The sequence below is a fragment of the Pseudomonas sp. P4_C1 genome (assembly GCF_056402155.1).
On the sequence record NZ_JBFUHY010000071.1, the window covers coordinates 1 to 25,852 of the forward strand.

At 59.6% G+C, this 25,852-nt stretch carries 20 protein-coding genes; 17 read left to right on the plus strand and 3 right to left on the minus strand.

The genetic code is table 11. From position 1 onward, the window contains the following. Positions 1 to 1,238 (minus strand): YcaO-like family protein (locus AC1DU9_RS24425; protein ID WP_477810900.1); only part of this gene is annotated, 1,238 nt, incomplete at its 3' end. Between the two features lie 77 nt (positions 1,239 to 1,315). Then, complete coding sequence (gene ptrR / locus AC1DU9_RS24430) at positions 1,316 to 2,194, minus strand: putrescine utilization regulator PtrR (protein ID WP_218433642.1); 879 nt, start codon at positions 2,192 to 2,194, stop codon at positions 1,316 to 1,318. A 100-nt stretch (positions 2,195 to 2,294) separates the two neighbouring features. Here ptrR and AC1DU9_RS24435 point away from each other — a divergent pair, with 100 nt between their 5' ends. The 9 genes from AC1DU9_RS24435 (at position 2,295) to AC1DU9_RS24475 (ending at position 10,724) form a co-directional block, all read left to right on the plus strand. Further along, on the plus strand, positions 2,295 to 3,686 hold the full coding sequence (locus tag AC1DU9_RS24435; protein WP_223463970.1) for an aldehyde dehydrogenase family protein: 1,392 nt from the start codon (positions 2,295 to 2,297) through the stop codon (positions 3,684 to 3,686). Positions 3,687 to 3,952: 266 nt separating this feature from the next. Continuing rightward, the gene (locus tag AC1DU9_RS24440; RefSeq protein ID WP_223463965.1) at positions 3,953 to 4,729 is read left to right on the plus strand and encodes an ABC transporter substrate-binding protein; all 777 of its coding nucleotides are present in this window, start codon (positions 3,953 to 3,955) and stop codon (positions 4,727 to 4,729) included. Between the two features lie 92 nt (positions 4,730 to 4,821). Beyond that, positions 4,822 to 5,511 carry an ABC transporter permease gene (locus tag AC1DU9_RS24445; RefSeq protein WP_223463963.1) on the plus strand — a complete coding sequence of 230 codons (690 nt, stop codon included), beginning with the start codon at positions 4,822 to 4,824 and terminating at the stop codon, positions 5,509 to 5,511. 13 nt (positions 5,512 to 5,524) lie between these two features. Continuing rightward, positions 5,525 to 6,223, plus strand: coding sequence for an ABC transporter permease (locus AC1DU9_RS24450; protein ID WP_223463961.1), 699 nt, complete (start codon positions 5,525 to 5,527; stop codon positions 6,221 to 6,223). Positions 6,224 to 6,231: 8 nt separating this feature from the next. Next, positions 6,232 to 7,344, plus strand: coding sequence for a succinylglutamate desuccinylase/aspartoacylase family protein (locus AC1DU9_RS24455; RefSeq protein ID WP_477810901.1), 1,113 nt, complete (start codon positions 6,232 to 6,234; stop codon positions 7,342 to 7,344). Positions 7,345 to 7,362: 18 nt separating this feature from the next. Further along, positions 7,363 to 8,127 (plus strand): ABC transporter ATP-binding protein, encoded by a 765-nt coding sequence (locus AC1DU9_RS24460; protein ID WP_223463958.1) that lies wholly within the window; start codon positions 7,363 to 7,365, stop codon positions 8,125 to 8,127. Positions 8,128 to 8,251: 124 nt separating this feature from the next. After that, positions 8,252 to 9,160 carry a MurR/RpiR family transcriptional regulator gene (locus AC1DU9_RS24465; RefSeq protein WP_223458990.1) on the plus strand — a complete coding sequence of 303 codons (909 nt, stop codon included), beginning with the start codon at positions 8,252 to 8,254 and terminating at the stop codon, positions 9,158 to 9,160. Positions 9,161 to 9,317: 157 nt separating this feature from the next. Beyond that, the gene (locus tag AC1DU9_RS24470; RefSeq protein WP_223458988.1) at positions 9,318 to 10,064 is read left to right on the plus strand and encodes a metallophosphoesterase; all 747 of its coding nucleotides are present in this window, start codon (positions 9,318 to 9,320) and stop codon (positions 10,062 to 10,064) included. Positions 10,065 to 10,286: 222 nt separating this feature from the next. Further along, on the plus strand, positions 10,287 to 10,724 hold the full coding sequence (locus AC1DU9_RS24475) for a winged helix-turn-helix domain-containing protein (protein WP_223458986.1): 438 nt from the start codon (positions 10,287 to 10,289) through the stop codon (positions 10,722 to 10,724). A 539-nt stretch (positions 10,725 to 11,263) separates the two neighbouring features. On the opposite strand, the gene AC1DU9_RS24480 is transcribed toward AC1DU9_RS24475, so the two are convergent. Then, positions 11,264 to 11,602: a hypothetical protein gene (locus AC1DU9_RS24480; RefSeq protein WP_223458982.1), complete on the minus strand. Its 339-nt coding sequence runs from the start codon at positions 11,600 to 11,602 to the stop codon at positions 11,264 to 11,266. 893 nt (positions 11,603 to 12,495) lie between these two features. Between AC1DU9_RS24480 and bcsQ the strand changes: the two genes are divergently transcribed. From bcsQ to AC1DU9_RS24520, 8 genes are all read left to right on the plus strand, one after another. Continuing rightward, the gene (bcsQ, locus tag AC1DU9_RS24485; protein ID WP_477810902.1) at positions 12,496 to 13,662 is read left to right on the plus strand and encodes a cellulose biosynthesis protein BcsQ; all 1,167 of its coding nucleotides are present in this window, start codon (positions 12,496 to 12,498) and stop codon (positions 13,660 to 13,662) included. After that, positions 13,659 to 15,890 carry a UDP-forming cellulose synthase catalytic subunit gene (bcsA, locus tag AC1DU9_RS24490; RefSeq protein WP_223458978.1) on the plus strand — a complete coding sequence of 744 codons (2,232 nt, stop codon included), beginning with the start codon at positions 13,659 to 13,661 and terminating at the stop codon, positions 15,888 to 15,890. Before bcsQ ends, bcsA begins: the two co-directional genes overlap by 4 nt. Next, the gene (gene bcsB, locus AC1DU9_RS24495; protein ID WP_477810903.1) at positions 15,887 to 18,190 is read left to right on the plus strand and encodes a cellulose biosynthesis cyclic di-GMP-binding regulatory protein BcsB; all 2,304 of its coding nucleotides are present in this window, start codon (positions 15,887 to 15,889) and stop codon (positions 18,188 to 18,190) included. Before bcsA ends, bcsB begins: the two co-directional genes overlap by 4 nt. A gap of 22 nt (positions 18,191 to 18,212) precedes the next feature. Then, positions 18,213 to 19,454 (plus strand): cellulose synthase complex periplasmic endoglucanase BcsZ, encoded by a 1,242-nt coding sequence (gene bcsZ, locus AC1DU9_RS24500; protein ID WP_477810904.1) that lies wholly within the window; start codon positions 18,213 to 18,215, stop codon positions 19,452 to 19,454. Further along, positions 19,430 to 23,278 (plus strand): cellulose synthase subunit BcsC-related outer membrane protein, encoded by a 3,849-nt coding sequence (locus AC1DU9_RS24505; protein WP_477810905.1) that lies wholly within the window; start codon positions 19,430 to 19,432, stop codon positions 23,276 to 23,278. Before bcsZ ends, AC1DU9_RS24505 begins: the two co-directional genes overlap by 25 nt. A 17-nt stretch (positions 23,279 to 23,295) precedes the next feature. Continuing rightward, positions 23,296 to 23,964, plus strand: coding sequence for an SGNH/GDSL hydrolase family protein (locus AC1DU9_RS24510; RefSeq protein ID WP_477810906.1), 669 nt, complete (start codon positions 23,296 to 23,298; stop codon positions 23,962 to 23,964). After that, entirely contained in the window at positions 23,961 to 24,635 is a 675-nt protein-coding gene (locus AC1DU9_RS24515; protein ID WP_477810907.1) for an alginate O-acetyltransferase AlgF, read from the plus strand. Before AC1DU9_RS24510 ends, AC1DU9_RS24515 begins: the two co-directional genes overlap by 4 nt. Before the next feature lie 18 nt (positions 24,636 to 24,653). Beyond that, a partial coding sequence (locus AC1DU9_RS24520) for an MBOAT family O-acyltransferase (protein ID WP_477810908.1) occupies positions 24,654 to 25,852 on the plus strand: 1,199 nt, incomplete at its 3' end.

The window sequence follows — 25,852 nt, forward strand, 5'->3', positions numbered from 1 at the left end:
GTACGCGGGTTCATCAAGGTCACGCACATCACCGGGAACTCCCCGCCCAGCGATGCATCCTTCACCAGCACCGGGAAGCCCTGCTCTTCCAGGGCCTGGATACCGGCCAGGATGCCCGGGTATTTCGCCAGCACTTGCTGCGGCACATCCGGCAAGGCCATTTCACCTTCGAGGATTTCACGCTTGACCGCGCGCTCGAAGATCTCCGACAGGCACTGCACCTGGGCTTCGGCCAGTGTGTTGCCGGCGCTCATGCCATTGCTCAGGAACAGGTTTTCGATCAGGTTGGACGGGAAGTACACCACCTCATTGTCCGACTGGCGCACAAACGGCAGTGAACAAATACCACGCTGGGTGTTGCCGGAGTTGGTGTCGTACAGATGCGAGCCACGTAACTCGCCATCCCGGTCGTAAACCTTCAGGCAGTACTCGTCGAGGATTTCAGTCGGCAGTTCGTCCTTCGGGCCAGGCTTGAACCAGCGCTCGTCCGGGTAATGCACAAACGCCGCGTTGGCGATGTCCTCGCCCCAGAACTGATCGTTGTAGAAGAAGTTGCAGTTGAGCCGCTCGATAAACTCGCCCAGTGCCGATGCCAGCGCACCTTCCTTGGTTGCGCCCTTGCCGTTGGTAAAACACATTGGTGAGTGCGCATCGCGGATGTGCAGCGACCACACATTGGGGACGATATTGCGCCACGAAGCAATTTCAATCTTCATGCCCAAGTCGGCCAGGATGCTCGACATGTTGGCGATGGTTTGTTCCAGCGGCAGGTCCTTGCCCACAATGTAGGTGCCCGCTTCGCCAGTCGAATGCGGCATCAGCAACGCCTGGGCATCGGCGTCGAGGTTTTCGACCTCTTCAATCACGAACTCAGGCCCGGTTTGCACCACCTTCTTTACCGTACAACGGTCTATGGARCGCAAGATCCCCTGGCGATCCTTGGCAGAGATGTCCGCCGGCAATTCGACCTGGATCTTGAAAATCTGGTTGTAACGGTTTTCCGGATCAACAATGTTGTTCTGCGACAGGCGGATATTTTCGGTGGGGATATTGCGAGTCTCGCAGTACAACTTCACGAAGTACGCCGCGCACAACGCCGACGAAGCCAGGAAGTAATCGAACGGCCCCGGTGCCGAACCATCGCCCTTGTAGCGAATGGGTTGATCGGCAATCACCGTGAAGTCGTCGAACTTGGCCTCAAGTCGAAGGTTGTCGAGAAAGTTGACCTTGATTTCCATGCGTGCTTACCAGAATAACGAGCTATACGATTTGGCCGCCATTATCCGGTTTTTCAGCGCAGACCGTTAACTTTCCACTATTTTTCGACCAACACCACCCCGCGCTCCTCTAGCAAGCGCACAAACATCGTCAGGCTCTGCGACACCGTCCCTCTGCGCCACACCAGCCAGGTGCGCAGATAGCGGAACGACTCCGACAACGGCCAGACGCTGACCGTCGTGCACCCGGGCATGCTTTCGAGCATGCTGCGAGGCATCAGCGCCAGGCCGGCACCGGCACTGACGCAGGCCAGCATGCCGTGATAGGACTCCATTTCGAAAATCTTGCCGGGCACCGCCGCACCATTGGCGAACCAGCTTTCGAAATGATGGCGATAGGAGCAGTTGGAGCGAAAGGCATAGATGTTTTCGCCATTCACATCCTTGGCCTGATGAATCGGCTCATGGTTGAGCGGTGCGATCAGGACCATTTCCTCTTCGAATGCCGGCACACCCTCCAGCGCCGGATGCAACACCGGACCATCGACAAATGCCGCGGCCAGCCGCCCTGACAGCACCCCATCGATCATGGTCCCGGAGGGGCCGGTGGACAGGTCCAGTTCGACCTTGGCGTGTTTCTGGTTATAGGCGGCCAATAGCTCTGGAATACGTACCGCTGCAGTACTTTCCAGCGAGCCCAGGGCGAAGGCTCCCTGGGGTTCTTCGCCTGCCACGGTGGCGCGCGCCTCCTGAACCAGGTCGAGAATACGTCGAGCGTAATCCAGAAAACTCCAGCCGGCTGGCGACAAACGCAGGCGACTCTTCTCGCGGATAAACAGGTCCACACCCAGGTCCAGCTCAAGCTGCTTGATTCGGGTCGTGAGATTCGATGGCACCCTGTGGATATGCTGGGCGGCCACGCTGATGCTGCCGTGCTCGGCGACAGCCTTGAAAATTTCGAGCTGAACCAGGTCCAAGTCATTCTCCTAACGTGAACGTTATGCTCAGTATTATTCAGTTTCCAGAAAACATATACCCCCATAACCTGAGCACATCCCCACCCCGCAGGACGGTGCCATGACCCACGTATCCAGCCTCACCCATGCCATTTCGATCAACCCGACCACGGGCGAACAGATCGGCCAGTACCCTTTCGAATCCGATTCGGCATTACAGGCCGCGCTGACGCGGGCCGCCTCCGGGTTTCACGCCTGGCGCCGCAAACCGGTTGAGCAGCGCGCGCAGCTTTTGATCAACCTCGGCCAGGCCTTGCGCAACAATGCGCAGGCCATGGCGAACATGATCACCCTGGAAATGGGCAAACCGATTGCTCARGCCCGCGGTGAAATTGAAAAATGTGCGCAGCTCTGCGAGTGGTACGCCGAACACGGTCCCGCCATGCTGAGCCCGGAACCGACCCTGGTTGAAGGCGGCAAGGCATGCATTGAATATCGCCCGCTCGGCCCGATTCTCGCCGTCATGCCGTGGAACTTCCCCATCTGGCAAGTCCTGCGCGGCGCGGTCCCTACGTTGCTCGCCGGCAACACCTACGTGCTCAAGCACGCGCCAAACGTCATGGGCAGCGCCTACCTGCTGCTGGAAGCCTTCCAGCAAGCGGACTTTCCTGAAGGCACTTTCGAGGTCATCAATGTCACGCCAGAGGGTGTATCCAGGGCGATCGCCGATCCACGTATCGCGGCTGTCACCCTCACCGGTAGCGTGCGTGCCGGCATGGCCATCGGTGCTCAGGCGGGAGCGGCACTGAAGAAATGCGTATTGGAACTGGGTGGCTCCGACCCGTTTATCGTGCTCGACGACGCAGACCTCGATGAGGCGGTGAAAGCCGCGGTGATCGGGCGCTATCAGAACACCGGGCAAGTCTGCGCCGCCGCCAAGCGCCTGATTGTCGAGCAAGGCATCGTCGAGGAATTTACCCGCAAGTTCGTCGAGGCCACCCAACAACTGGTCGTCGGTGATCCACTGGCTACCACCACCTACATCGGCCCGATGGCTCGCTTCGATCTGCGCGACGAACTGGATCAACAGGTGCGCGACACACTGGAGGAAGGCGCGACGCTGCTGATGGGTGGAAAGAAGGCTGAAGGCCCCGGCAATTACTATGAGCCTACGGTACTCGGCGACGTGACCGATCAGATGACATCATTCAAACAGGAATTGTTTGGTCCAGTGGCTTCAATCATCACGGCCCGAGACGCAGCCCATGCGCTGGAGCTGGCCAATGACAGCGAGTTCGGCCTCACCGCCACTATCTTCACGCGCAATGTCGAACTCGCCCGACAGATGGCCGACGAACTTGAAACCGGTGGCGTGTTCATCAACGGTTATAGCGCCAGCGATCCGCGTGTCAGTTTTGGTGGTGTGAAGAAAAGTGGCTTTGGCCGTGAGCTCTCGCATTTCGGGGTGCGCGAATTCTGTAATGCGCAAACGGTTTGGCTGGATCGACGCTAAGGACAGCGCAAAAACCTTGATGCTGGAATGAAAAAACGGGCGCCTTTTCGGCGCCCGTTTTTTTGTTCAAAGGATTGATGACACAGGTGGGGTCAGTCCACCAGTGCCATGTGTGTTTCCTTGCGCTGATATGTTTTTTTTCATTAAGTTGATTTGTGAATTATTTTATGTCATTTATACCCTCGCAAATCGTCAGGACAGTCCACCTCGCCAGACCGGACGGCAACTCCGTATCACCCCAACGCCCCATCCAAGGAGTCAACAATATGTACAAGACAGAACTTCTAGGCGCTCTGGCACTGTGCGTCGCAAGCTTGCTGGCACACGCCGACGACGACAGCTTGCGTATCGGTATCGAAGCCGCCTACCCGCCCTTCTCCTTCAAGACGCCAGAGGGCAACGTCAGTGGTTTCGACTACGACATTGGCAACGCGCTGTGCGAAGAGATGAAGGTCAAATGCGAGTGGGTCATCCAGGAATTCGACGGCATGATCCCGTCGCTGAAAGTGCGCAAGATCGACGCCGTGCTGTCGTCGATGTCGATCACTGAAGACCGTATGAAGTCGGTCGATTTCAGCAAAAAGTACTACCACACGCCGGGTAAGTTCGCGATGAAGGCCGGTAGCGTGATCAACGACCCGCTGGTCGATCTCAAAGGCAGGAAACTGGGCGTGCAACGCTCCTCGACCTATGACCGTTTCGCCACCGAGCAGCTTGAGAAAGCCGGCGCCCTGGTGGTGCGCTACTCCTCGCAAAATGAAGCCTTCCTCGATTTGGCGGCGGGTCGCCTGGACGCCACGCTTGCAGACATCGTCAACACCGATGAGAGCTTTATCAAAACACCATTGGGTAAGGGTTTCGCGCTGACAGGGCCGGACATCAATGACCCGAAATACTTCGGCAGAGGTGCCGGGATCGCGGTGCGTAAAGGCGACAGCGCGAACGTCGCACGCCTGAGTGCAGCGATTGACGCGATCCGCGCCAATGGCAAGTACCAGCAAGTGATGGGTAAATACTTCGCCTTCGATATCTACGGCGAATAAGCCTTCATCCGAAACCCTGGCGCCGGCCCCTTGCGGGCGCCGCTTTTGGCTTGTCTCGTGCGCCTCCCTGCGCTCGCTTGAGGAATTTCATCATGCTTCACGGCTACGGATCGAGCATTCTCGATGGCGCCTGGCTGACCATTAATCTGGCCCTGACCTCCATGACCATGGCCATTTCCCTGGGACTGATCGGCGCAGCCTTTCGTTTGTCGCCGTTCAAATGGCTGGCGGTGCTGGGCGAAGGTTATACAACCCTGATTCGCGGTATTCCTGACCTGGTGTTGATCCTGCTGATCTTCTACGGCGGCCAGGATCTGATGAACCGCATTGCCCTCGCACTCGGTTACACCCGGTACATCGACATCAATCCCTTCATCGCCGGTGTCTGCACCATGGGCTTCATTTTTGGTGCCTATCTCTCGGAGACTTTTCGTGGTGCCTTCATGGCGATCCCTAAAGGTCAGGGTGAGGCTGGCGCGGCCTACGGCATGAGTGGCGCTCAGGTGTTCTGGCGGATTCTGGTGCCGCAGATGATTCGTTTCGCCATTCCCGGGTTCACCAATAACTGGTTGGTGCTCACCAAATCCACCGCGCTGATCTCGGTAATCGGTTTGCAGGACATGATGTTCAAAGCCAAAAACGCAGCGGACGCCACCCATGAGCCGTTCACGTTTTTCCTCGCGGTTGCCGCGCTCTACTTGATGCTGACCAGCGTGTCGTTGCTGGTGCTGCGCTATCTGGAAAAACACTACTCGGTCGGCATCAAAGCCGCCGAACTGTGACTGGGAGCCCCCCATGATTCTCGACTACAACCTGATATGGGAAAACCTGCCGCTGTATTTCAACGGCGCTTTGGTGACCCTGAAAGTGCTGCTGATTTCCCTGGCCGTTGGTCTGGTGCTTGCGGTTCCCATAGCGCTGATGCGCGTATCCCGATCACCACTGATCAACTTCCCGGCCTGGCTCTACACCTATGTGATTCGCGGCACCCCGATGCTGGTGCAATTGTTCCTGATCTATTACGGGTTGGCGCAGTTCGAAGCGGTACGTCAAAGCGTGCTCTGGCCTTACCTGTCCAGCGCGACCTTTTGTGCCTGCCTGGCCTTCGCAATCAATACCAGCGCCTATAGCGCGGAACTCCTGGCCGGCAGTTTGAAGGCCACGGCCCACGGCGAGATCGAAGCCGCCAAAGCAGTGGGCATGTCGCGCCTGACCTTGTACCGCCGCATCCTCCTGCCGTCGGCCTTGCGCCGGGCGCTGCCGCAGTACAGCAACGAAGTGCTGATGATGCTGCAGACCACCAGTCTGGCGTCCATCGTCACGCTGGTGGATATCACCGGAGCCGCGCGAACCGTCAGTTCGCGCTTCTATCTGCCGTTCGAGGCATTCATCACTGCCGGCCTCATCTACCTGGCCCTGACCTTCATCCTGGTTCGTCTGTTCAAGCTGGCTGAGCGCCGTTGGCTGGCCTATCTGGCACCGCGCAAGCACTAAGGAGCGTTATGAAGCACATTCAATACCTTTTGCCGTGGAGTGCCTCGGGCACGGAACGAAAGTTGTCGCTGTTTCGTTTTGGCAGCGGGCAACGCAAGGCCTACATCCAGGCTTCCCTGCATGCCGACGAACTGCCGGGAATGCGCGTTGCCGTCGAACTCAAGCGCAGTCTGCAAGAACTGGAAGATCAAGGTCGCCTGACCGGGGTGATCGAACTGGTGCCGATGGCCAATCCGATTGGTATCGCACAGATGTTCCAGGCCACCCATCAGGGGCGCTTTGAATTCTCCAGCGGGAAGAATTTCAATCGCGACTTCCCGGAGCTCGCCGAAGCCGTGGAGCCGATGCTGGAAGGTCAACTGGGCGACGATGCCAATGCCAACATCGCACTGATCCGCCGCGCCATGAGCGACGCCTTCACCAACATGCCGGCACCGACATCGGAACTCGATGGCTTGCGGCGCCTGTTGCTGCAGCATGCCTGTGATGCCGATGTGGTGCTGGACCTGCACTGCGACTTCGAGTCGATCATGCTGCTGTATGCCATGCCGCAAAACTGGTCACGCTTGCACTCATTGGCCGCCCGCCTCGGCGCTGGCGTGGCCCTGCTGGCCGAAGCCGCGGGAGGCAACGCCTTCGATGAAGCCTGCGCAATCCCCTGGCTGCACCTGGCCGAGCGCTTTCCTGAAGCGAATATTCCGCTGGCGTGCGTGGCCACCACGATTGAATTGCGCGGCATGGCTGACACCGAGCGCGAGCAATGCGTCGACAGTGCCCAGGCCATTCTCGGCTATCTCGCCGAGCAAGGCCTGATCAGCGGTGACTGGCCTGCAGCGCCGCCGAGCCGTTGTGAGGCGACACCGTTCGCCGGTGCGCAGTACGCCTATGCGCCGCATCCGGGGGTGGTGAGTTATCTGCAACCGTTGGGCGCCCACGTCAAGGTCGGCGATCCGCTCTTCGAAGTGCTTGATCCGCTGACCGATCAGCACAGTGTGGTGCACGCCAGCACCGACGGCATCCTGTATGCCCGTGAACGTCTGCGCTTTGCCCAGCCTGGTTTGTGGTTGGCCAAAGTGGCCGGCAGTACCCCCATTCGCCAAGGCCGCTTGCTCAGCGACTGATTCCAGAGAGTTGACACCATGTACAAACTTGAAATTCAGGATCTTCACAAAAGCTACGGCGCCCACGAAGTGCTCAAGGGCGTGTCCCTGGAGGCGAAGGCCGGCGACGTCATCAGCATCATCGGCTCCAGTGGTTCCGGCAAAAGCACCTTCCTGCGTTGCATCAACCTGCTGGAGCAACCCAACGCCGGCAACATCGTGCTCAATGGCGAACAGCTCAAGCTGGTGACCAACAAACTCGGCGGGCTCAAGGCTGCCGAACCCAGGCAGCTGCAGCGCATGCGTTCGCGGCTATCGATGGTGTTCCAGCACTTCAACCTCTGGTCGCACATGAGTGCCCTGGAAAACGTCATGGAAGCGCCGGTGCATGTACTGGGCATCAACAAAAAGGAAGCCCGGGAAAAAGCCGAACACTACCTGAACAAAGTCGGCGTGGCGCACCGCATGGACGCCTGGCCGGCGCATATGTCCGGTGGTGAGCAACAGCGTGTGGCAATTGCCCGCGCACTGGCCATGGAACCTGAAGTGATGCTGTTCGATGAACCGACTTCGGCACTCGACCCCGAGCTGGTCGGCGAAGTACTTAAAGTCATGCAGGATCTCGCCCTCGAAGGACGCACCATGGTGGTCGTGACCCACGAAATGGGCTTTGCCCGCGAGGTCTCCAATCAACTGGTGTTCCTGCACAAGGGGCGGGTCGAAGAGCGCGGCAATCCGCGTGAAGTGCTGGTCAATCCACAGTCCGGGCGTCTCCAGCAATTTCTGTCCGGGAGTTTGAAATAGTCCATCCGCGCCGCACACCGCCCCTTGGCCAGGCTCTGCACACCGAGGGTCGGCTTCGGATACACTCCCGCCATTATGCCAAGGCAGCAGCCTTCTCTTACATTCAGGAATTGTTGAGCCGGACATGCCGACCCCCACGAAAGACACCACGGTCTATGCCGCGCCGGTGATGCGCAAACTGACGGAAATCGTTACCGATTTACCGCCATCACTGCGCAAAGTGGCGGACTTTATCCTGCGTCACCCGCTAAGGGCCGCGACGCTGACCATCGAGGAAATGGCTCACGAAACCTCCACCTCGCCAGCCGCGGTCAATCGTTTGGCCAAGGCTCTGAACCTGGGTGGCTACACCGGCATGAAGGCCGAGCTGGTGGCAACTTTGCAGCAGATGGTGTCGCCGGTCGACAAGCTTCGCAATGAACTGGCGCATCGACCGGGTGGCGCATTTGGCCTGCATGAGCAAATCCAGAGCGCCACCAGCAACCTCGCCACGGCGGCGACCAACAACCATGAAGATGCCTTCGAAGCGTTCGTCACCCGCCTGACCGAGGCGCGTAAAATCTACATCCTCGGGTTTGGCAACAGCGTCTACTTCGCCGGTCTGGCCGCCTCGACCCTGATGCCCTTCTGTGCGGACGCCACCGCCATCAGCATGGAAGGCGGCAACGAAAACGCCGCTTACCGTCTGGCTGCAATCACCGATCAGGATGTATTGCTGGCGATCGCCCTGCCGCGCTATTCCCTCGACACCCTGCAACTCGCACGCTTTGCCAATGAGCGCGGCGCCTCGGTGCTGGCAATCACCGACTCACCCGCATCGCCTCTCACCAGCATTGCCGAACACGTGCTATTTGCCCCAGCCGACCATCCAGTATTGACCAGTTCCAACATCGCCGTGCTCGCCTTGATCGAAGGATTGGTGGCGGGTGTGATGGCTCGCAATAAAGAAGCCGTCAAGCTGGCGACAGAACTGACCGAAAGCGTGATGTCTTACCTGCATATTCCTTCCAGCAGTAAATCGCCGAAAAAGTGATAGTTCTTGGGGGTGGATGTCCCCGCAGTTGGGCGGAAACTGGCGGGGTGAACGATCAACGTTGGCCGAACAGCATCTCCCGCCCCTCCCACTTATTTCTATTTGTCTCATAATTGGTCTGCCAGCCTGCCGGTGAACGGCAAGCGGAGGACTTTGCATGCTCCAGACGATCGAGGTATCGCGCGTGAAGCGCTTCGCCGCAAACACGGCGGGTCGGGATTTCGCTGTCGGCGATATTCACGGACACTTCACCCGACTAGAGTCTGCGCTAGACAAGGCCGGCTTCGAACCGTCGGTAGACCGACTGTTCAGCGTCGGAGACCTGATTGACCGAGGCCCTGAATCTCTGGACGTCGATGAATGGCTTTTGCGCAAGCCCTGGTTTCACGCTGTGCGCGGCAATCATGAGCAGATGACCGTCGATTCGTACGCCGCTGGCTGCACCGGCGCTCAGTGCGACATGCACTTCATCAATGGTGGAGCCTGGTTCTACCGGCTCTCCAGCATTGAGCAGGACTGCTACGCGAACATTCTCCAGGACTTGCCGCTGGTGATCGAGGTCGAGACGGCGCAAGGCCTGATAGGCATCGTGCACGCCGATGTACCTCGGGGCAGTTGGGGAGAAATGATCTCTGCACTATCCGGATCGGAATTCGAAGCGGATCACGTAGCCGCAATGCTCCTGTGGTCGCGCAAGCGGATCACTGAAGAAAACCAATCAGGCGTGGATGGTGTTCGGGTGGTGATCGTGGGCCACACGCCGCTGAGTCAGCCTGCCGTACTCGGGAACGTGTATCACATCGACACTGCCGGCTGGATGGATGGCCACTTCACGCTGCTGGATCTCGCCACCCTGCAATGCATCCCACCAATCAATCCAAAGTTCAGTCACGACTGGTATTAACCACCGTCTGCCGCCACGAACGGCATGGAACATCACAAGCGCTGTTGCCGTACAACCAGGAGTGACCTCACCACGCGATCCAATGTACTGACATCCCCTGATCAATTGACCCATCCTTTTTTGTTCGCCCCCTCTAGCCCGCCCATGCGGGTTTTTTCGCGTACTACTTAGAGTGTGCGCAGCTCTGGGTGCTACGCTTTTCTCGTGCATGGAGGAAGCGCGATGTCAGAAGATCTTACCCCCGCCCCGCTCAATCCTTACGACGAAGACTCTATTGCCCTCGGACATACTATCGATGAGGTTACTGCCTGGATCGACCACCGCGGTTCTACGTGTGTGCCTGATCGCATCAATATGCCAAAGTTACATACCTGGGTGTTCAACAAACCCCAACGCCTGCTTTCTAACAATCTAACGACTATCAATTTAACTCGCATGGAATGCGCAGTGCTTGACTTATTAACAAGCAGCGAGGAACGCGTTATCAGCAACGAGGACATCCTTATGAAGTTAAATAAGGACCCTTATAATTACAAAGGATTGCCCATGTGCCTCAGTAGACTGCAAGCGAAATTCAAGAAGTTTACTAAAGGCGACAACCTCCTCCGTTCAGTAAGAAGTCGCGGTTACTGCCTTATCCAGACAATAAATCCTGAATGAGCTTTAAGTCTCTGGGTCATGGATGTAATGCTGTTCAGTTAAGGAAATTGTAGGAGCGAGCTTGCTCCTACAGAGGAGCTTGGCGGAGTTAAAACGCGATCCCGCAAACCTACCGAGCGATACTCGGTGATTGTTTTGTCCAGAGGAGGTTTATGGCATCTGTTTCAAGCCTCAGGTTGTTACCGACCCTGAGCCAGAACAGTATGTCGTTAGGCGTCAATAGGCTGAAAAAGATCCAGTGCCCCGAGCCATCGGCCTTTTCCTCTACGTCTGCAACGTACAACGCGACCTCGCTTTCGCTAAGCTCCAAGGCATCGGAGATTTCTCGCTGTGTCGGTTTTCTTACGCTGCTCATAGTGAAATCCATTTCTTGAACAAAGTGCTGAAAGCATAGCTGAACACCAAAACCTGGAATCTCCACCTGTCGCTTCCGGTCAAGCAATGGCGCGAGACTGCGTCGACGCTCCTGATCACCCTCGCTGCGGTGCCGGCCGAAGAGTCCGCCGGCATTGCGAGCATGTCGCGACCTGAAATCGCCGTTACTGCGGGGGCATGGTGTCCAATGCCTGCGCATGAGCATCAATCATCACCTGAAGGGCGTTTGACACATGCGGATGCCCAACCCAGCGGTATGAAGCACTTCCAAGTAAGCCGGCTGCCGCGTTGTCCATCAGGCTTTTGACATCGAGCCCGCTGGCGATAGCCTCTCCAATAATTGCTACAAGGGCCTGCTCAAGTGCAATTTCGCGATCAGTGACCATTTCATCTCCTTGAACCGGCTCCATGCCGGCCATAGAGATAAATAGCTCAAAAGCAATCAAAATGCCACTACGCCTGTCGCATCCCGTCACGGAGGGCGGCGCATGCAATGAAGGCAAGGGCATCGCTTTGGGTGGATGCCCATGACCTGCTCGGGGCGGTGCCCCCATGATCATCTTACTGATAGCAGCGCCGTTCTAGATGCTCTGGCTCATCTACAAGGGGCCACGCCGCCAAGGGTTCACCCCGCCAGTCACCTCAGGGGAGAGTGTGTAACGCAACTGGCGAGGCGAACGATTGAACGTTAGCTGAACGTCTCAGCTTGTCGCCTGCACCTTGTCTGAATTGGTGCCCACCCTGACCAGTTGCTGGCCATTCAGTAATCCGTCTGAAACACACCAGGCCGGGCAAGCGGTCATGACTTTACCCAGCGCAGCGCCAAGTGTCCCGAACACAACCCTGAACAAAATTAACATTGAGCCTGCCGGTGAACGGCAGGCCAGGAATCGCTATGTCCGATCTTCAAATGGATCGCCTGATTAAGCGTGTTGATTCTCAGTCGCTGTAGCCAGACGGGAAGTTTTTTTGCGATTTTACGTTGCTCGACATCAGCGACACCCGACGCCTTATCCGCACAAGTTTTTCTTGAAACTGCCACTACCTCTTCAAATACATCAATCAACTTCTTTAAATATATAACCCGACATCAAACCATTGAAGGCGATCAATACTCGCGTCCCATTGCGCCAATACACGAACCAACCATCATCATATTACACACTGGACAGTAATTATTGAGCACACTCTAAAACTCACCCCCCACAAATAACACAACAGCCAATAACACTAGACCAACACCAATAAGCCTCACTGACTTATTATAACATTCGTTGACACCAAGACGCAGACACCACTACATTAGTGGCACTCTGCCAACGTCCAGACGACGCATCAACTTTGTAAAGTTAATGAAATGCTGAGTTTCTGAGCTATTTCATTCTTGGTACAACGCATGAAATATGTAGACGACATTACGAAACTATTTACACGTTTTGGCGCCAATACGGAAAGCTACCAGGAAATACAACCGAGCTATAAAGATTTCAAAGACGACCCGGTTACACCTGCACTGGCTGAGCCAGAGCCGTCAGTGGCATTGCCTCCCCCAACACCAACGCCCCCTGTGTTTCTACTGGACGAGCCACAGCCTTCTTTATTGATTGGCGCGCCGGTCGAGCCGGTGAAGAATGCTGCCCTCTCGCTACCTTCACCCAAATCTTCCTCCCTGACCGAGCCACCTGCGAGTTCCGCTACGGGTGACCGTCAGCGATTGAGCGACCTGTTGCGTGAACTCAACCAGGTTCGCCTTGACGGTCTGCCAGAAACGACTCGCAAGCGAACCAGGGCGAAGGTCATTGCTATCGTTTCGGCGAATGGTGGGGTGGGTAAAAGCACAGTCGCCGCTGGCCTCGCAAAAACACTTCGGCGCCCTGGCGGGCGAACCATCGCAATTGATCTGGACCCTCAGAACGCGCTGTCCAGCCACTTGGGTATCACCCGGCAGGCTCCCGGGCTGATCCAGTTCAAAGAGCAGGACGCAGACTGGGGCGCCCATCGCCTGCAGGGCTTTGGCGACAGCGAGTGCCTGCCCTTCGGCACTGGCGAGGTGAACGATCGCCGGTTGCTCAAGCAGTTGATGCTTGAAGACTCTGACTGGTTGAATCAGCACCTTGCGTCAATGGACCTCAGCGAAAACGATACCGTGATCCTGGACACGCCTTCGGGTGCGACCGTCTATTCGCAACAGGCACTCGATGCAGCCGATCTGGTGCTGGTGATGACGGTGGCCGACGCGGCCTCCTACCTGGCACTGGACACCATGACCCAGTGGCTGGAAACCAGCCGACGACGCGCACAGCAACAACGGTATGTGCTCAATCAACGGGATGACTCGCGTTCGTTCAGCAGGGACATGGGCGTGCTGTTTCGGCGGCGGCTCGGTGCCAACCTGATCGGGACGGTTCGCCTCGATCACCAGTTCAACGAGTCGCTGGCCTATGGTCGGGACCTGTTGCAGTACGCACCTGAGAGCATTGGCTGTCAGGACATTCTTGCGCTGTCAGGCGCGGTCCATGCCCTGCTTTGGGCGGATGCTTCAAGTCAGCAGGACACGCCATGACCGCCCGGCTCAATCAGCTGCCTGCAAAGACATGGTGGTTGCAGCAGCTACTGGATTCTTTCCAGGCTCGCGTCAGTCGCTGGCCCCTGCGTTGCCGCCAGGGCCTGAAGATCTCGGCCGGGCTGATCGCCGCATTGTTGGTGCTGGGTATTCTCACTGCGCCGCTGAATCTGTATTCCCAGGCCGCGTTTGCCGCCGTCTGTTTCGCCACCAGCCTGATCATCCGCAAGCAAGCCGGGCGTCTGGCGATCCTGACCCTGATCACCCTCTCGCTGATCGCTTCGCTGCGCTACATGTACTGGCGCCTGACCGACACCCTGGGCTTCGACAACTGGCAGGATGCCGTATTTGGCTACGGGCTGGTGCTGGCCGAACTGTATGCCTTGCTCGTCCTGGTCTTCGGCTACGTACAGACCGCCTGGCCGCTGCACCGCAAACCGCAGTTTCTGCAACAGCCGCCCGCTGAATGGCCGACGGTAGACGTCTTCATTCCTACCTATAACGAAGCGTTGGGCATCGTCAAACTGGTGGTGCTTGCGGCCCAGGCCATCGACTGGCCCGAGGGCAAACTGCGGGTGCACATGCTCGATGACGGACGCCGGGAGGAATTCAAGGATTTCTGTCAGCAGATTGGTGTCAACTACATCACCCGCGACAACAATCAACATGCCAAGGCCGGCAACCTCAACGAGGCACTCAAGGTCACCGATGGCGAGTTCATCGCCATATTCGACGCCGACCACGTGCCCACCCGCTCCTTCCTGCAGATCACCATGGGCTGGTTTTTAAAGGACCCGAACCTGGCGTTGCTGCAAACTCCGCACTTCTTCTATTCACCCGATCCGTTCGAAAAAAACCTCGATACCTTTCGCTCGGTACCCAATGAAGGTGAGCTGTTCTACGGCCTGGTGCAGGACGGCAACGACCTGTGGAACGCGGCATTCTTCTGTGGCTCCTGTGCGGTCATCCGGCGCACTCACTTGCTGGAAGTCGGCGGCATCGCCACCGAAACCGTGACGGAGGATGCGCACACGGCACTCAAGCTCAATCGCCGTGGTTTCAATACCGCCTACCTCGCCATTCCACAAGCGGCGGGCCTGGCCACCGAAAGCCTTTCCCGACACATCAGCCAGCGCACACGCTGGGCACGGGGCATGGCGCAGATTTTTCGCACCGACAATCCGTTGTTTGGCAAAGGTCTGAACCTTGGGCAGCGCATCTGCTACCTCAACGCCATGATGCACTTTTTCTACAGCCTGCCTCGCCTGGTGTTCTTGACCGCCCCCCTGGCCTACCTGATGTTCGACGCGCAGATTTTCCATGCCTCGGCGCTGATGGTCACGGTCTATGTGCTGCCGCATATTTTCCATTCCAGTCTGACCAACTCCGCCATCCAGGGGCGCTTCCGCCACTCCTTCTGGAACGAAGTGTATGAGTCGGTGTTGGCCTGGTACATCATGCGACCGGTACTGTTGGCCCTGATCAGCCCTTCGCTGGGCAAGTTCAACGTGACCGACAAGGGCGGCACCATCGAGGAGGACTATTTCGACTGGAAGCTCGCGCGGCCTTACATCGTCCTGCTGACCTTGAACATGATCGGCCTGGTGATCGGCGTGGTGAAACTGATCGGAAGTGATTCGGCCCAGGTCACGACCCTGCTGATCAACCTGGCCTGGACTGTGTACAACATCATCATCGTCAGCACTGCCGTGGCGGTGGCCACTGAGTCCTCTCAGGTGCGTAACGAACCCCGGGTGCCCGCAGACCTGCCTGTGCGCGTCTATCGCGAAGACGGCACCTCGTTCGATTGCAAAACCCAGGACTTCTCACAAAACGGCGTGGGTCTGGCACTGCCACCGCAGGTTCAGCTCAGCGTCGATGAGAAGGTACGGCTGTGCATTTTGCGCACACCTCCCTCAAGCCTTTTTCCCGCAAGAACGATCTTCAGCAACGACAACGTGACGGGCGTGCAATTCGAGGCTTTGACCCTGCGCCAGCAAAGTGAGCTGGTGCGACTGACCTTTTCACGGGCCGACACCTGGGCCAACACCTGGGGTAACGGCCGCCTTGACGCGCCCATGTCGGCGTTGCGCGAGGTCAGCAGCATTGGCTTGCGCGCCATCCTGCGCTTGTTCGTTGTAACCCTGAAGGACAGCCACGCGCTACTGCGCAAACGCCCGGTCGCTCCATCACCTATTGACTCCACCGCGGACACGCAACGATCTTGAAGCCTTCCACTCGCCAGACCTTTCTTCCTCGTCGCTCACTCATGCTGATCGCCTGCTCGCTAGCGGGCTGGAGCGGCTGTGCCTTGAGTGCTGCCGCCCCAATCAGCGCCACGGACACGGCGCTGATGCCGGTCGCATCGTTGCCGGGGACCGATGCCCCGGGCAACAGCTATACCCGCACCCTCAAGGAGCTGGGCAAAAGCTATTCGATGACCCTTAAAGGCGTGGAGGCTACCGACAGCGTGAATTTCGATGTGCGCGCCGATGAAGTCGTCACGGCTGCGCAGGTCACGCTGCAGTACAGCTACTCACCGGCGCTGCTGGCCGATCTTTCGCAAATCAACGTGCTGATCAACGATCAAGTGGCCGCCAGCCTGCCTCTCCCGAAAGAAGAGGCCGGTAAAGTACAGACCCGGACCGTGCAGATCCCGCCGCAGACCATCACCGAATTCAACCGGCTCAGCCTGCAGTTCATCGGTCATTACACGATGCAATGTGAAGACCCTTTGCACTCCAGCCTGTGGGCCAGGATCGGCAACGAGAGCCAGCTGAGCCTCCAGGTGTCCTCGATTAAGCAGCCCAACGACCTGTCCGCTCTGCCGCTGCCCTTGTTCGATCGTCGAGACGCCTCGCCCCTGAAGCTGCCCTTCGTGTTCGCCGCGCACCCAGGCGGTCCGGAGCTTGAAGCCGCCGGCATCCTTTCTTCCTGGTTCGGCGCACTGGCCAGCTATCGCGGCGCAACCTTCCCCACCAGCCTCAGCAGCCTGCCGGCCAAAGGCAACGCGGTGGTGTTTGTCAGCGCCAGCGAATCAACGACCTTGAGTGGTTTGCCGATCAAAGAGGCCACGGGGCCGACATTGACCCTCGTGAGCAACCCGAATGATGCTCAGGGCAAACTGTTGATCGTCTCCGGGCGCGATGGCGCCGATCTCAAAGTTGCCGCGACCGCGTTGGCCCTCGGTGGCTCGGCCTTTTCCGGACAGAGCGTGGTGATCGACCGGATCGACTCGCTCAAGCCACGCCAACCGTACGACGCGCCCAACTGGCTGCCCTCCGATCGCCCGGTTCGTCTGGGTGAACTGGCGAAACCCGCGGAACTCAATGTGTCGGGTTATAACCCGGGACAAATGACCGTTGCCCTGCGCTTGCCACCCGATCTGTTCAACTGGCGTGAGCCCGGTGCGCAACTTGACCTGAAGTACCGTTATACGCCGCAACCGGTCTCCACCAACTCTTCGTTGCTGATCAGTTTCAACGATACCTTCATCAAGTCGATCGACCTGCCTTCGATCGAGAAACTCGGCAACAGCGACAGCCTGCTGTCGATGCTCAAAACCGACGACAGCCTGGCCCGCACGTCGCGCATGCTGTTGCCGCTCAATTCAGTCGCGCTGCAGTCGCGCCTGCAATTTCGTTTCATGTATGACTACATCAAACAGGGCGAATGCCGCGACATCATCATCGACAACATGCGCGGTGTGATCGACCCGGACTCGACCCTGGACCTCAGCCAATACGAACATTTCATGGCCATGCCCAACCTCGGGGTGTTCAAGGACAGTGGCTTCCCGTTCACCCGCATGGCCGACCTGTCTGAAACCTCGGTGATCCTGCCCAACGAGCCAGGCCCGGCCGATCTGAGCGCCTATCTGACCCTGCTGGGCCGCTTCGGCGACTCCACCGGTTATCCGGCCACCGGCGTGAAAGTGGTCCACGCCGACCAGGTGGCCGAGCAACGCGACCGGGATTTGCTGGTGCTCGCCTCGGGCAACAATCAGCCGCTGCTGGAGCAATGGCAAAGCCTTCTGCCGGCCAGGGGCGAAGATGCTGCGCAGTACTTTGAACTGTCTGACCTGCCGTTGCGTCTGCGCAACTGGATCAGCCCGGATACCAAAACCAATCGGCGTGAAGCGCGCAGCAGCTTCAGGTTCAGCGCTGAGGACGGCAGTGCTTATCTGACCGGCTTCGAATCGCCGCTCAAGAGTGGGCGCAGCGTGGTATTTATCGCCGGCACAAGGCCCGGCGGCCTGGCCGACGTGACCAGTGCCCTGCTCAGCAGCGAAGAAAATGCCAACGAACTGCAAGGCAGTCTGGTGGTGGTCAGGGGCAAGCATGTCGAATCGCTGGTCGCCGAGCAGGATTACTACGTCGGGCGCCTGGGTCCGTTGCGCTATCTGCAGTGGTACCTCTCGCAGAATGTCATGGCGCTCATGCTGTTCACCCTCATCGGGGTCCTGCTGCTTTCTTGCATGGCCTACCTGGCCCTGCGCCTACGGGCCAAGCATCGTCTTGGCCAATGAGCCGCGCGGGCCAGTGTCGTTCATGCCTGTGACGTCCATGAGCAGCCGGGGTACTTCACTTCGCCAGGGCCTGCGCGGTAACGCGCGCAGGTTGAGCGCTGTGCTTGCGCTCGCCCTGCTGGCGCCGGCGATGGCGGCCGCACAATCCTGCGAGCCGCCGGCCTGGCCACTGTGGCAAACCTATGCGACACGCTTCGTCCAGGCCGACGGCCGGGTTCTGGAATCGAGCCTCGAGAACAATCACAGCACCTCTGAAGGGCAGTCCTACGGCATGCTCTTCGCACTGATCGGCAACGATCAGCCACGCTTTGACAAACTCTGGCGCTGGACCTCGGCCAACCTCGCAGGCTCCGCCACCGCCACACGCCTGCCGGGCTGGTTATGGGGGCAAGGCTCGGACGGTCAGTGGCGCCTGCAAGACGCCAATTCGGCCGCCGACGCCGACCTGTGGATCGCCTACGCCCTGCTCGAAGCCGCACGCCTGTGGCATCGGCCGGACTATCACCAAGACGCCCTGCAGCTGATGGCGACGATCGAAGCGCAACTGGTCGTCAAACTGCCCGGGCTGGGCCCGATGGTACTGCCTGGACCACAGGGTTTCGTCCAGCCGGATGCTCTCTGGCGCCTGAACCCCAGCTACCTGCCACTGCCGCTGTTACGGCGCCTGGCCAAGGAAGCACCCTCCGGGCCCTGGCAAGCGATTGCCGATAACACCGCGACGATGATTGCCCAATCCAGCCGCCACGGTTTCATCGCTGACTGGGTCGGTTATCAAGGCACTTCAGCACAATCGGGTGTCTTCGTGAGCGACCCGATCAACGGCGACACGGGCAGCTACGACGCCATTCGCGTGTACCTCTGGCTGGGCATGAGTGATACCTCCGAACCGCTGGCAGCGCTGCTGCTCAAACGGCTGGACGGTATGGCCCGCAGCACTGTTGCGACGGGTTCCCCCCCGGAAACGGTCCGGCTTCTGCACGGCAGTGTCCAGGGTCAGAGCCCTTTCGGATTCCGGGCTGCACTGATTCCCTACCTTGAGGCCAAGGGGCAACCCAGGTTGGCCGATCAGCAACGAGACCGCGTGGAAGTCGCCTTGCGCGAGGCGCTGGCCAGGCCCGATGCCGACGCCGGTCCGCCGCGTTACTACAACTTCATGCTCAGCCTGTTCGCGCTCGGCTGGGCAGATAAACATTATCGATTCCGGGAAGACGGAACGCTGAAACTCTCCTGGGAGACCGCATGCACGCGCACCACCGCACGCTAGCCATCGCCGTCATGAGCGCATGGACGGCTGCTGCCCACGCTCAAAGTCCGACGCCACAGACATTGCTCGTCGAGCAAGGGCAGTACTGGCAGTTGCATAAAAACCCTCAACGCGCGGCGGAAGTCTGGCTGAAAGTCCTGTTGCTGGACCCGGTCCAGGTTGACGCACTGTATGGCCTGGGCTTGATCGGCGTGCAACAGGACAAGCCACAACAGGCGCAGCAATACCTTGCCCGCTTGCAGGCCATCCAGCCTTTGCCACGGCAGGCACTGCAATTGGCACAGGACATCGCCCTGGCACAACCGCAGAACCAGCAGCGCCTGGAAGAGGCTCGGCGCCTCGTCGATGCCGGTGAGCGTGACAAGGCGAGCGTGGTGTTTCGCTCGCTGTTCGATGGCCGTCCACCTCAAGGTACGATCGGCCGTGAGTATTACAACAACCTTGCCTTCAATCAGGCTGACTGGGCTGAGGCACGCAGCGGACTTCAGCGCCTGCAACGTGAGATGCCCAACGACTCGATCGTCGCGCTGTTTTACGCCAAGCATCTGGTACGCCATGAAGACAGCCGTGCCGAGGGCATCCGCGCCCTGGCCGCGCTGACCCAACGTACCGACATTGCCGGTGATGCCGACGAAAGCTGGCGCCTGGCGCTGACCTGGATCGGTCCGCCCGATCCGGCACAAATGCCGTTGTTCGAGGCGTACCTCAAGACGCATCCGGATGACGTGGAAATCCGCGCGCAGATGAACAAGGGCAAGCAACAGGCAGCGACGACGGCCAGCAAGGAATGGCAACCGCCCGCCGAAGTCGCGCGCGGCCTGAAGGCGCTCAAGGAAGGCGATCAGGCCACCGCCGAACAGGCTTTTCAAGCGCGCTTGAAAACCCGGCCCGATGATGCCGACGCGCTGGGTGGCCTTGGAGTCGTTCGCCAGCAGCAACACCGACTGGCCGAAGCGGAAAAACTCCTGGGTCAGGCCACGCGACAACAAGGCGGCAGCCACTGGCAAGTTGCGCTGAACGAAGTGCGTTACTGGTCTGCGTTGCAGCAGGCCCGCGACGCCCAGGCCAAAGGCCAGACAACCCAGGCACTGGCCTTGGTCAACCAGGCCCTGCGGCTCAATCCAGACGGGGTGGACGCTCGCCTCGCCCTTGCGGACATTCAGACCGGCGCGGGCCAGTTCGATGACGCCCAGCGCAACTATCGCCAGGTGCTGAGCCTGCGCCGTGACGACCCTCAAGCACAGGAAGGGCTGGTCAACGTGCTGCTCAAGAGCGGCAAGAACGATGAAGCCCTGCAACTGATCAACAGTCTGCCAGCCACCGGACAGGCAAAGATCGGCCAGTCCGCACGCCTGCAAGCCTTGCGTGCGACGCAACTGGCCGCCCTCGCCGAACAACGCAACGACCTGCCCGCTGCGCGTAACGCCTTGCAGGACGCGCTGCGCGTTGAGCCGGACAACATCTGGACGCGTTTCGCCCTGGCCCGCCTGAACCTGGCGATGGGCGAACCCCAGAAGGCTCGGGACCTGATCAACGCCATGCTCCAGGCCCATCCCGACAATGCCGATGCGCTTTACGTCAGCGCCCTGCTGTCGGTCCAGATGGGTGAGTGGAAAGCCGCCCAGACAACCTTGGGACGCTTGCGCCCCAACCAGCGCACCCCGGACATGCAAGCACTGGCCGCTGACGTCAGCTTCAACCTGCAACTCAGCCAGGTAATCGAGTTGGGCAAGCGCGGACAGCGCCAGGAAGCCCTGACCTTGCTCGAGCGCATTCAGCCGATGACCAACGACAGTCCAGACCGCACGGCCAGCCTGGCCTCGGCCTACGTCGACATCGGCGAGCCGGGCCGTGCGCTGGCCCTCATGCGCGGTCGGTTGCAACAGACCACAGCGCCCTCGGCGGACTTCATCCTGCAATACGCCGCTGTCCTGCTTAAAACCGGAGAAGACACGCAGGTCAACCAGATTCTGCGCGACCTGCAGAACAAGCCCTTGAACGCGCCGGCCCGCAAGCGATTCGATGACCTGCTCTATCTCTATCGCATCCGCCAGGCTGACCAACTGCGTGAGCGAGGCGATCTGGCCAACGCCTATGACACGCTGGCGCCCGCACTGGCGCAACGTCCCGGCGACAGTGCGGCCGTCGCGGCCCTGGCGCGGATGTACTCGGCAAACGGCGATACGGCAAAAGCCCTCGAACTCTACAAACCGCTGTTACAGCGCCAGCCAAACGACCCGCAACTGCTGTTGGGTGCTGCCGACGCGGCGGTGCTGGCACATGACGCGGCCTTTGCCGAACAGGCGCTGCAACAGCTGCTCAAGACCGAATCCGGTAACCCTCAAACGCTGACTGAGGCCGCACGCCTCTACCAGAACTTGGGCAAGACCGGCACGGCGACTGATCTGCTGCGCAAAGCCGTGGCCATCGAACAGAGCGAGAAACGCAGAAACCAGGGCGGCCAACTGGCCGGCTCGACAGTGGCGCCCAACCCTTTTGCCGGGGTGTCGGGTTCACGTAACGAAGTCAGTCGCGACACCTTGCTGGCAGCCATCCCGCCACCGGTTCAGGAGATACCGGGCAGCGCCCCTTTTGCCATCGGCGCCCCGCCAAGGCCGCAGCAGGCGAGCAATCCATTCGAGTCGCAGTTGCCCCGCGCAGCACTGGTGAGCGAGGACATCAGCCCCGCGCAACTGGCGCTCGATAAAATCCTTCAGGAGCGCAGTGCCTACGTCACCCAGGGCGTGAGCATTCGCAGCAACAACAGTGAGTCGGGACTGAGCAAACTCACCGATATTGAGACACCGCTGGAAATCAATATCCCGCTGGATGAGAGCCGCGTTGCGCTACGCGTGACGCCCGTCTCGCTGAACGCCGGCAGTGCCAACAGCGAGGCGCTGTCGCGTTTTGGCAACGGTGCGCAGAGCGGCAGCGTCGGTTCGCAGAAAGCCGAGGGCGTCGGCCTTGCCGTCGCCCTTCAACGGCCCGCCGATGGGCTCAAAGCCGATCTCGGTACCACCCCGCTCGGCTTCAAATACACCACCGCCACCGGCGGCATCAGCGTTGATCGCCCCATCAGCGATGCCTCTAATGTCCGTTATGGCGTGAGCGTTTCCCGGCGTCCGGTGACTGACAGCCTCACCTCGTTTGCCGGCACCACGGACAAACGCAGCGGGCAGTCCTGGGGCGGTGTGACCGCCAACGGCGGACGTGGTCAATTGAGCTTTGACGACAGCGAAGTCGGCGCCTATGGCTACGCCTCCTGGCACCAGCTATTGGGCAACCATGTCGAGTCCAACAGCCGCAGTGAACTGGGCAGCGGTGTGTACTGGTACCTGCAAAATGCCACGGACAGCAAACTGACCGTCGGCTTGAGCATGACCGGCATCAGCTACGCCAACAACCAGGACTTTTTCACCTACGGTCACGGCGGCTATTTCAGCCCGCAGACGTTCTTCGCCCTGGGAATTCCGGTGACCTGGGCACAACGCACCGGGCGCTTGACGTATCAAGTCAAGGGCTCGGTCGGCGTGCAGCATTTCGAGCAGGACAGCGTCGACTATTTCCCGACCGACAAAGCCCTGCAGGCGGCCTCGGGCCTGCGCTACGAAGGGCAAAACAAAACCGGGATCGGCTACAGCGTCGCCGCGGCGGCTGAATACAAGGTCGCTTCGAACTTCCTGCTGGGCGCCAATCTGGGCCTGGACAACGCCCGCGACTACCAACAAATCAGCGGTGCCCTGTCCTTGCGCTACCAGTTCGAGGAGATCAGCGGCCCCATGAGCCTGCCGGTCAGCCCGTATACCTCGCCTTATTCCAACTGATCATTCTGGAGCTTTCGATGCCCACTTCTGCCCTTGCCGGCCTGACTCTCCTTGTCCTTGGGGAGAGCCATATGAGCCTTGCGGACCATTTGCTGGAGCCGCTGCACGACAACCTGACTCGCCAAGGCGCCCAGGTCCATTCCATCGGTGCCTGCGGCGCCAGCGCCGGTGACTGGCTGATCAGCAAGAAGGTCGACTGTGGTGCCGAGCGCAAAGGCAACGACAAGATCGTGATCAAGGGGCGCGAGGCAACCACCACACCGATCCAGGACCTGATCGCCGCCGACAAGCCCGACCTGGTGGTACTGGTCATCGGCGACACCATGGCGTCCTACGACAAACCGGTGTTTCCGAAGGCCTGGGCATGGCAAAGCGTCACTGGCCTGGCCAAGGCCATCGCCGCCACCGGAACCCGCTGCGCCTGGGTGGGCCCGGCCTGGGGCAAAGCCGGTGGCATGTACCAGAAGAATGATGCCCGCACCCAATTGATGTCGCAGTTTCTGGCCGCGAACGTGGCGCCTTGCACTTACATCGATTCGCTGACGTTCTCCAAACCCGGGCAGTGGATCACCACCGATGGGCAGCATTTCACCGTCGCCGGTTATCAATCCTGGGGCAATGCGATTGGTGGAGCGTTGGCCAAACTGCCCGCCGACACCGTCAGCAGCGCGGGAGCCGGCAAATGATCCGATCCGCCTGTGGCTGGGTGCTGTTCGCGCCCTTGATGCTGAGCCTGCACGCCCAGGCCGCCGACATTGCCCTGTACCCGACGGGCCCGGATCAGGACTCGGCCTTCCTGCGCTTTATCAACGCCGCCGACCAACCGTTGCAGCTGCTGGCCGAAGGCTCGCGCGCAAGCCTCAAACTGGAAGGCTCGAATGCCGTGTCCGACTACCTGCCCGTGCCCGCCAATCAGCCGATCAAGGGCACCCTGGAACGCAACGGCAAAAGCCAGCCGCTGGACATCCRGGTGGCAGCAGGCGAATTCGCCAGTGTGATCGCCTTGCCAGACAGCGCTCAAGGTATCCGCCAGGTCGTCATCCGTGAGCAACCCGACGACTTCAATAGCCTGAGGGCCTCGCTGGCGTTTATCAGCGCCGATCCAGCGTGCACCCAGGCCGGTTTGCGCGCTGCGGGGAAGAACGCCGACCTGTTCAAGGAGGTGGCCGACGGCAGCGTGCAACGCCGAGCGATCAACCCGGTCAACCTGTCGGTGCAATTGGTCTGCGCCCAAACCAACGTCGGTGCCCCGCTGGACCTGGGCCAGCTCAAGGCTGGCGAGCGCTATAGCGTTGTGCTGCTGCCTGGCGCAAATGGCCCTCACCTGTTGCTCGCGACTGACGTCCTGGCCCACTGATCGGATCGCGCCACCACCATGGTTTTTGCCTCTCTCGAGTTTCTGACGTTGTTCCTGTCGCTGTTCCTGGCGGCCTATGCCGTGTGCCCGGCCGCCTGGCGCAACGTCACGTTACTGATCGGCAGCTGGCTGTTCTATGGCTGGTTGAGCCCATGGTTCCTCGCAGTGCATGTGGTGCTGACGATCACGGCGTGGGTCGGCGGCTTGCTGATTGATGCCTTGCGCGAAGATGGCAAGGGCCGCGTGCGGCTACTCGCGACGCTGATCGTGCTCAACACGGCGGTGCTGTGCTGGTACAAGTACGCCAACATCGTTGCCGGCACCTTGATCGATACCTTCACCGGGTACGGCGCCATGCCCCTGGACTGGCAGCGGGTCATCATGCCGGCGGGGCTGTCGTTTATCGTCTTGCAGGCGATTTCCTATCTGGTGGATGTGCATCGCCGTACCGTGCCGGTTGAACGCAGCTTCATTAATTACGCCACCTATATTTCGATGTTCGGTCATTCGGTCGCCGGCCCCATCATTCGCTATGACTGGGTTCGGCGTGAGCTGAATCAACGTTACTTCAACCTGCAGAATTTCTCGCTGGGCGCGCGCCGGTTCATGGTCGGGATGTGCATGAAGGTCCTGGTGGCCGACACCCTGTCGCCGGTAGTCGATGTGGCGTTCAGTGTGCCGAACCCCAGCTTCTCCGACGCCTGGGTTGGCTGCCTTGCCTATTCCTTGCAACTGTTCTTCGACTTCGCCGGCTACAGTGCCATGGCCATCGGACTGGGGCTGATGCTGGGATTTCACTTTCCCGAGAACTTCGACCGTCCGTATCTGGCCAACAGCATCCAGGACTTCTGGCGTCGCTGGCACCTGTCGCTGTCCAGTTGGTTACGTGACTATCTGTATATTGCGCTGGGCGGCAATCGCAACGGCACCTGGAAAACCTACCGCAACCTGTTCCTGATCATGGCCATCGCCGGCCTCTGGCACGGTGGCGATAGCTGGAATTATCTGCTGTGGGGCAGCGCCCATGGCATTGCGTTGTGTGTGAATCGTGCCTGGAGCAGCTCTTCCCTGCCCGCGGTGCCACCGCTGCTTTCCCATGGCCTGACACTGCTGTTCGTGTGCCTGGCCTGGACACTGTTCCGCGCCCCCGACTTTCATAGCGCGCTGAGCCTGTATGCCGGACAGTTCGGTCTGCAGGGCATCGCCCTCGGTGACGA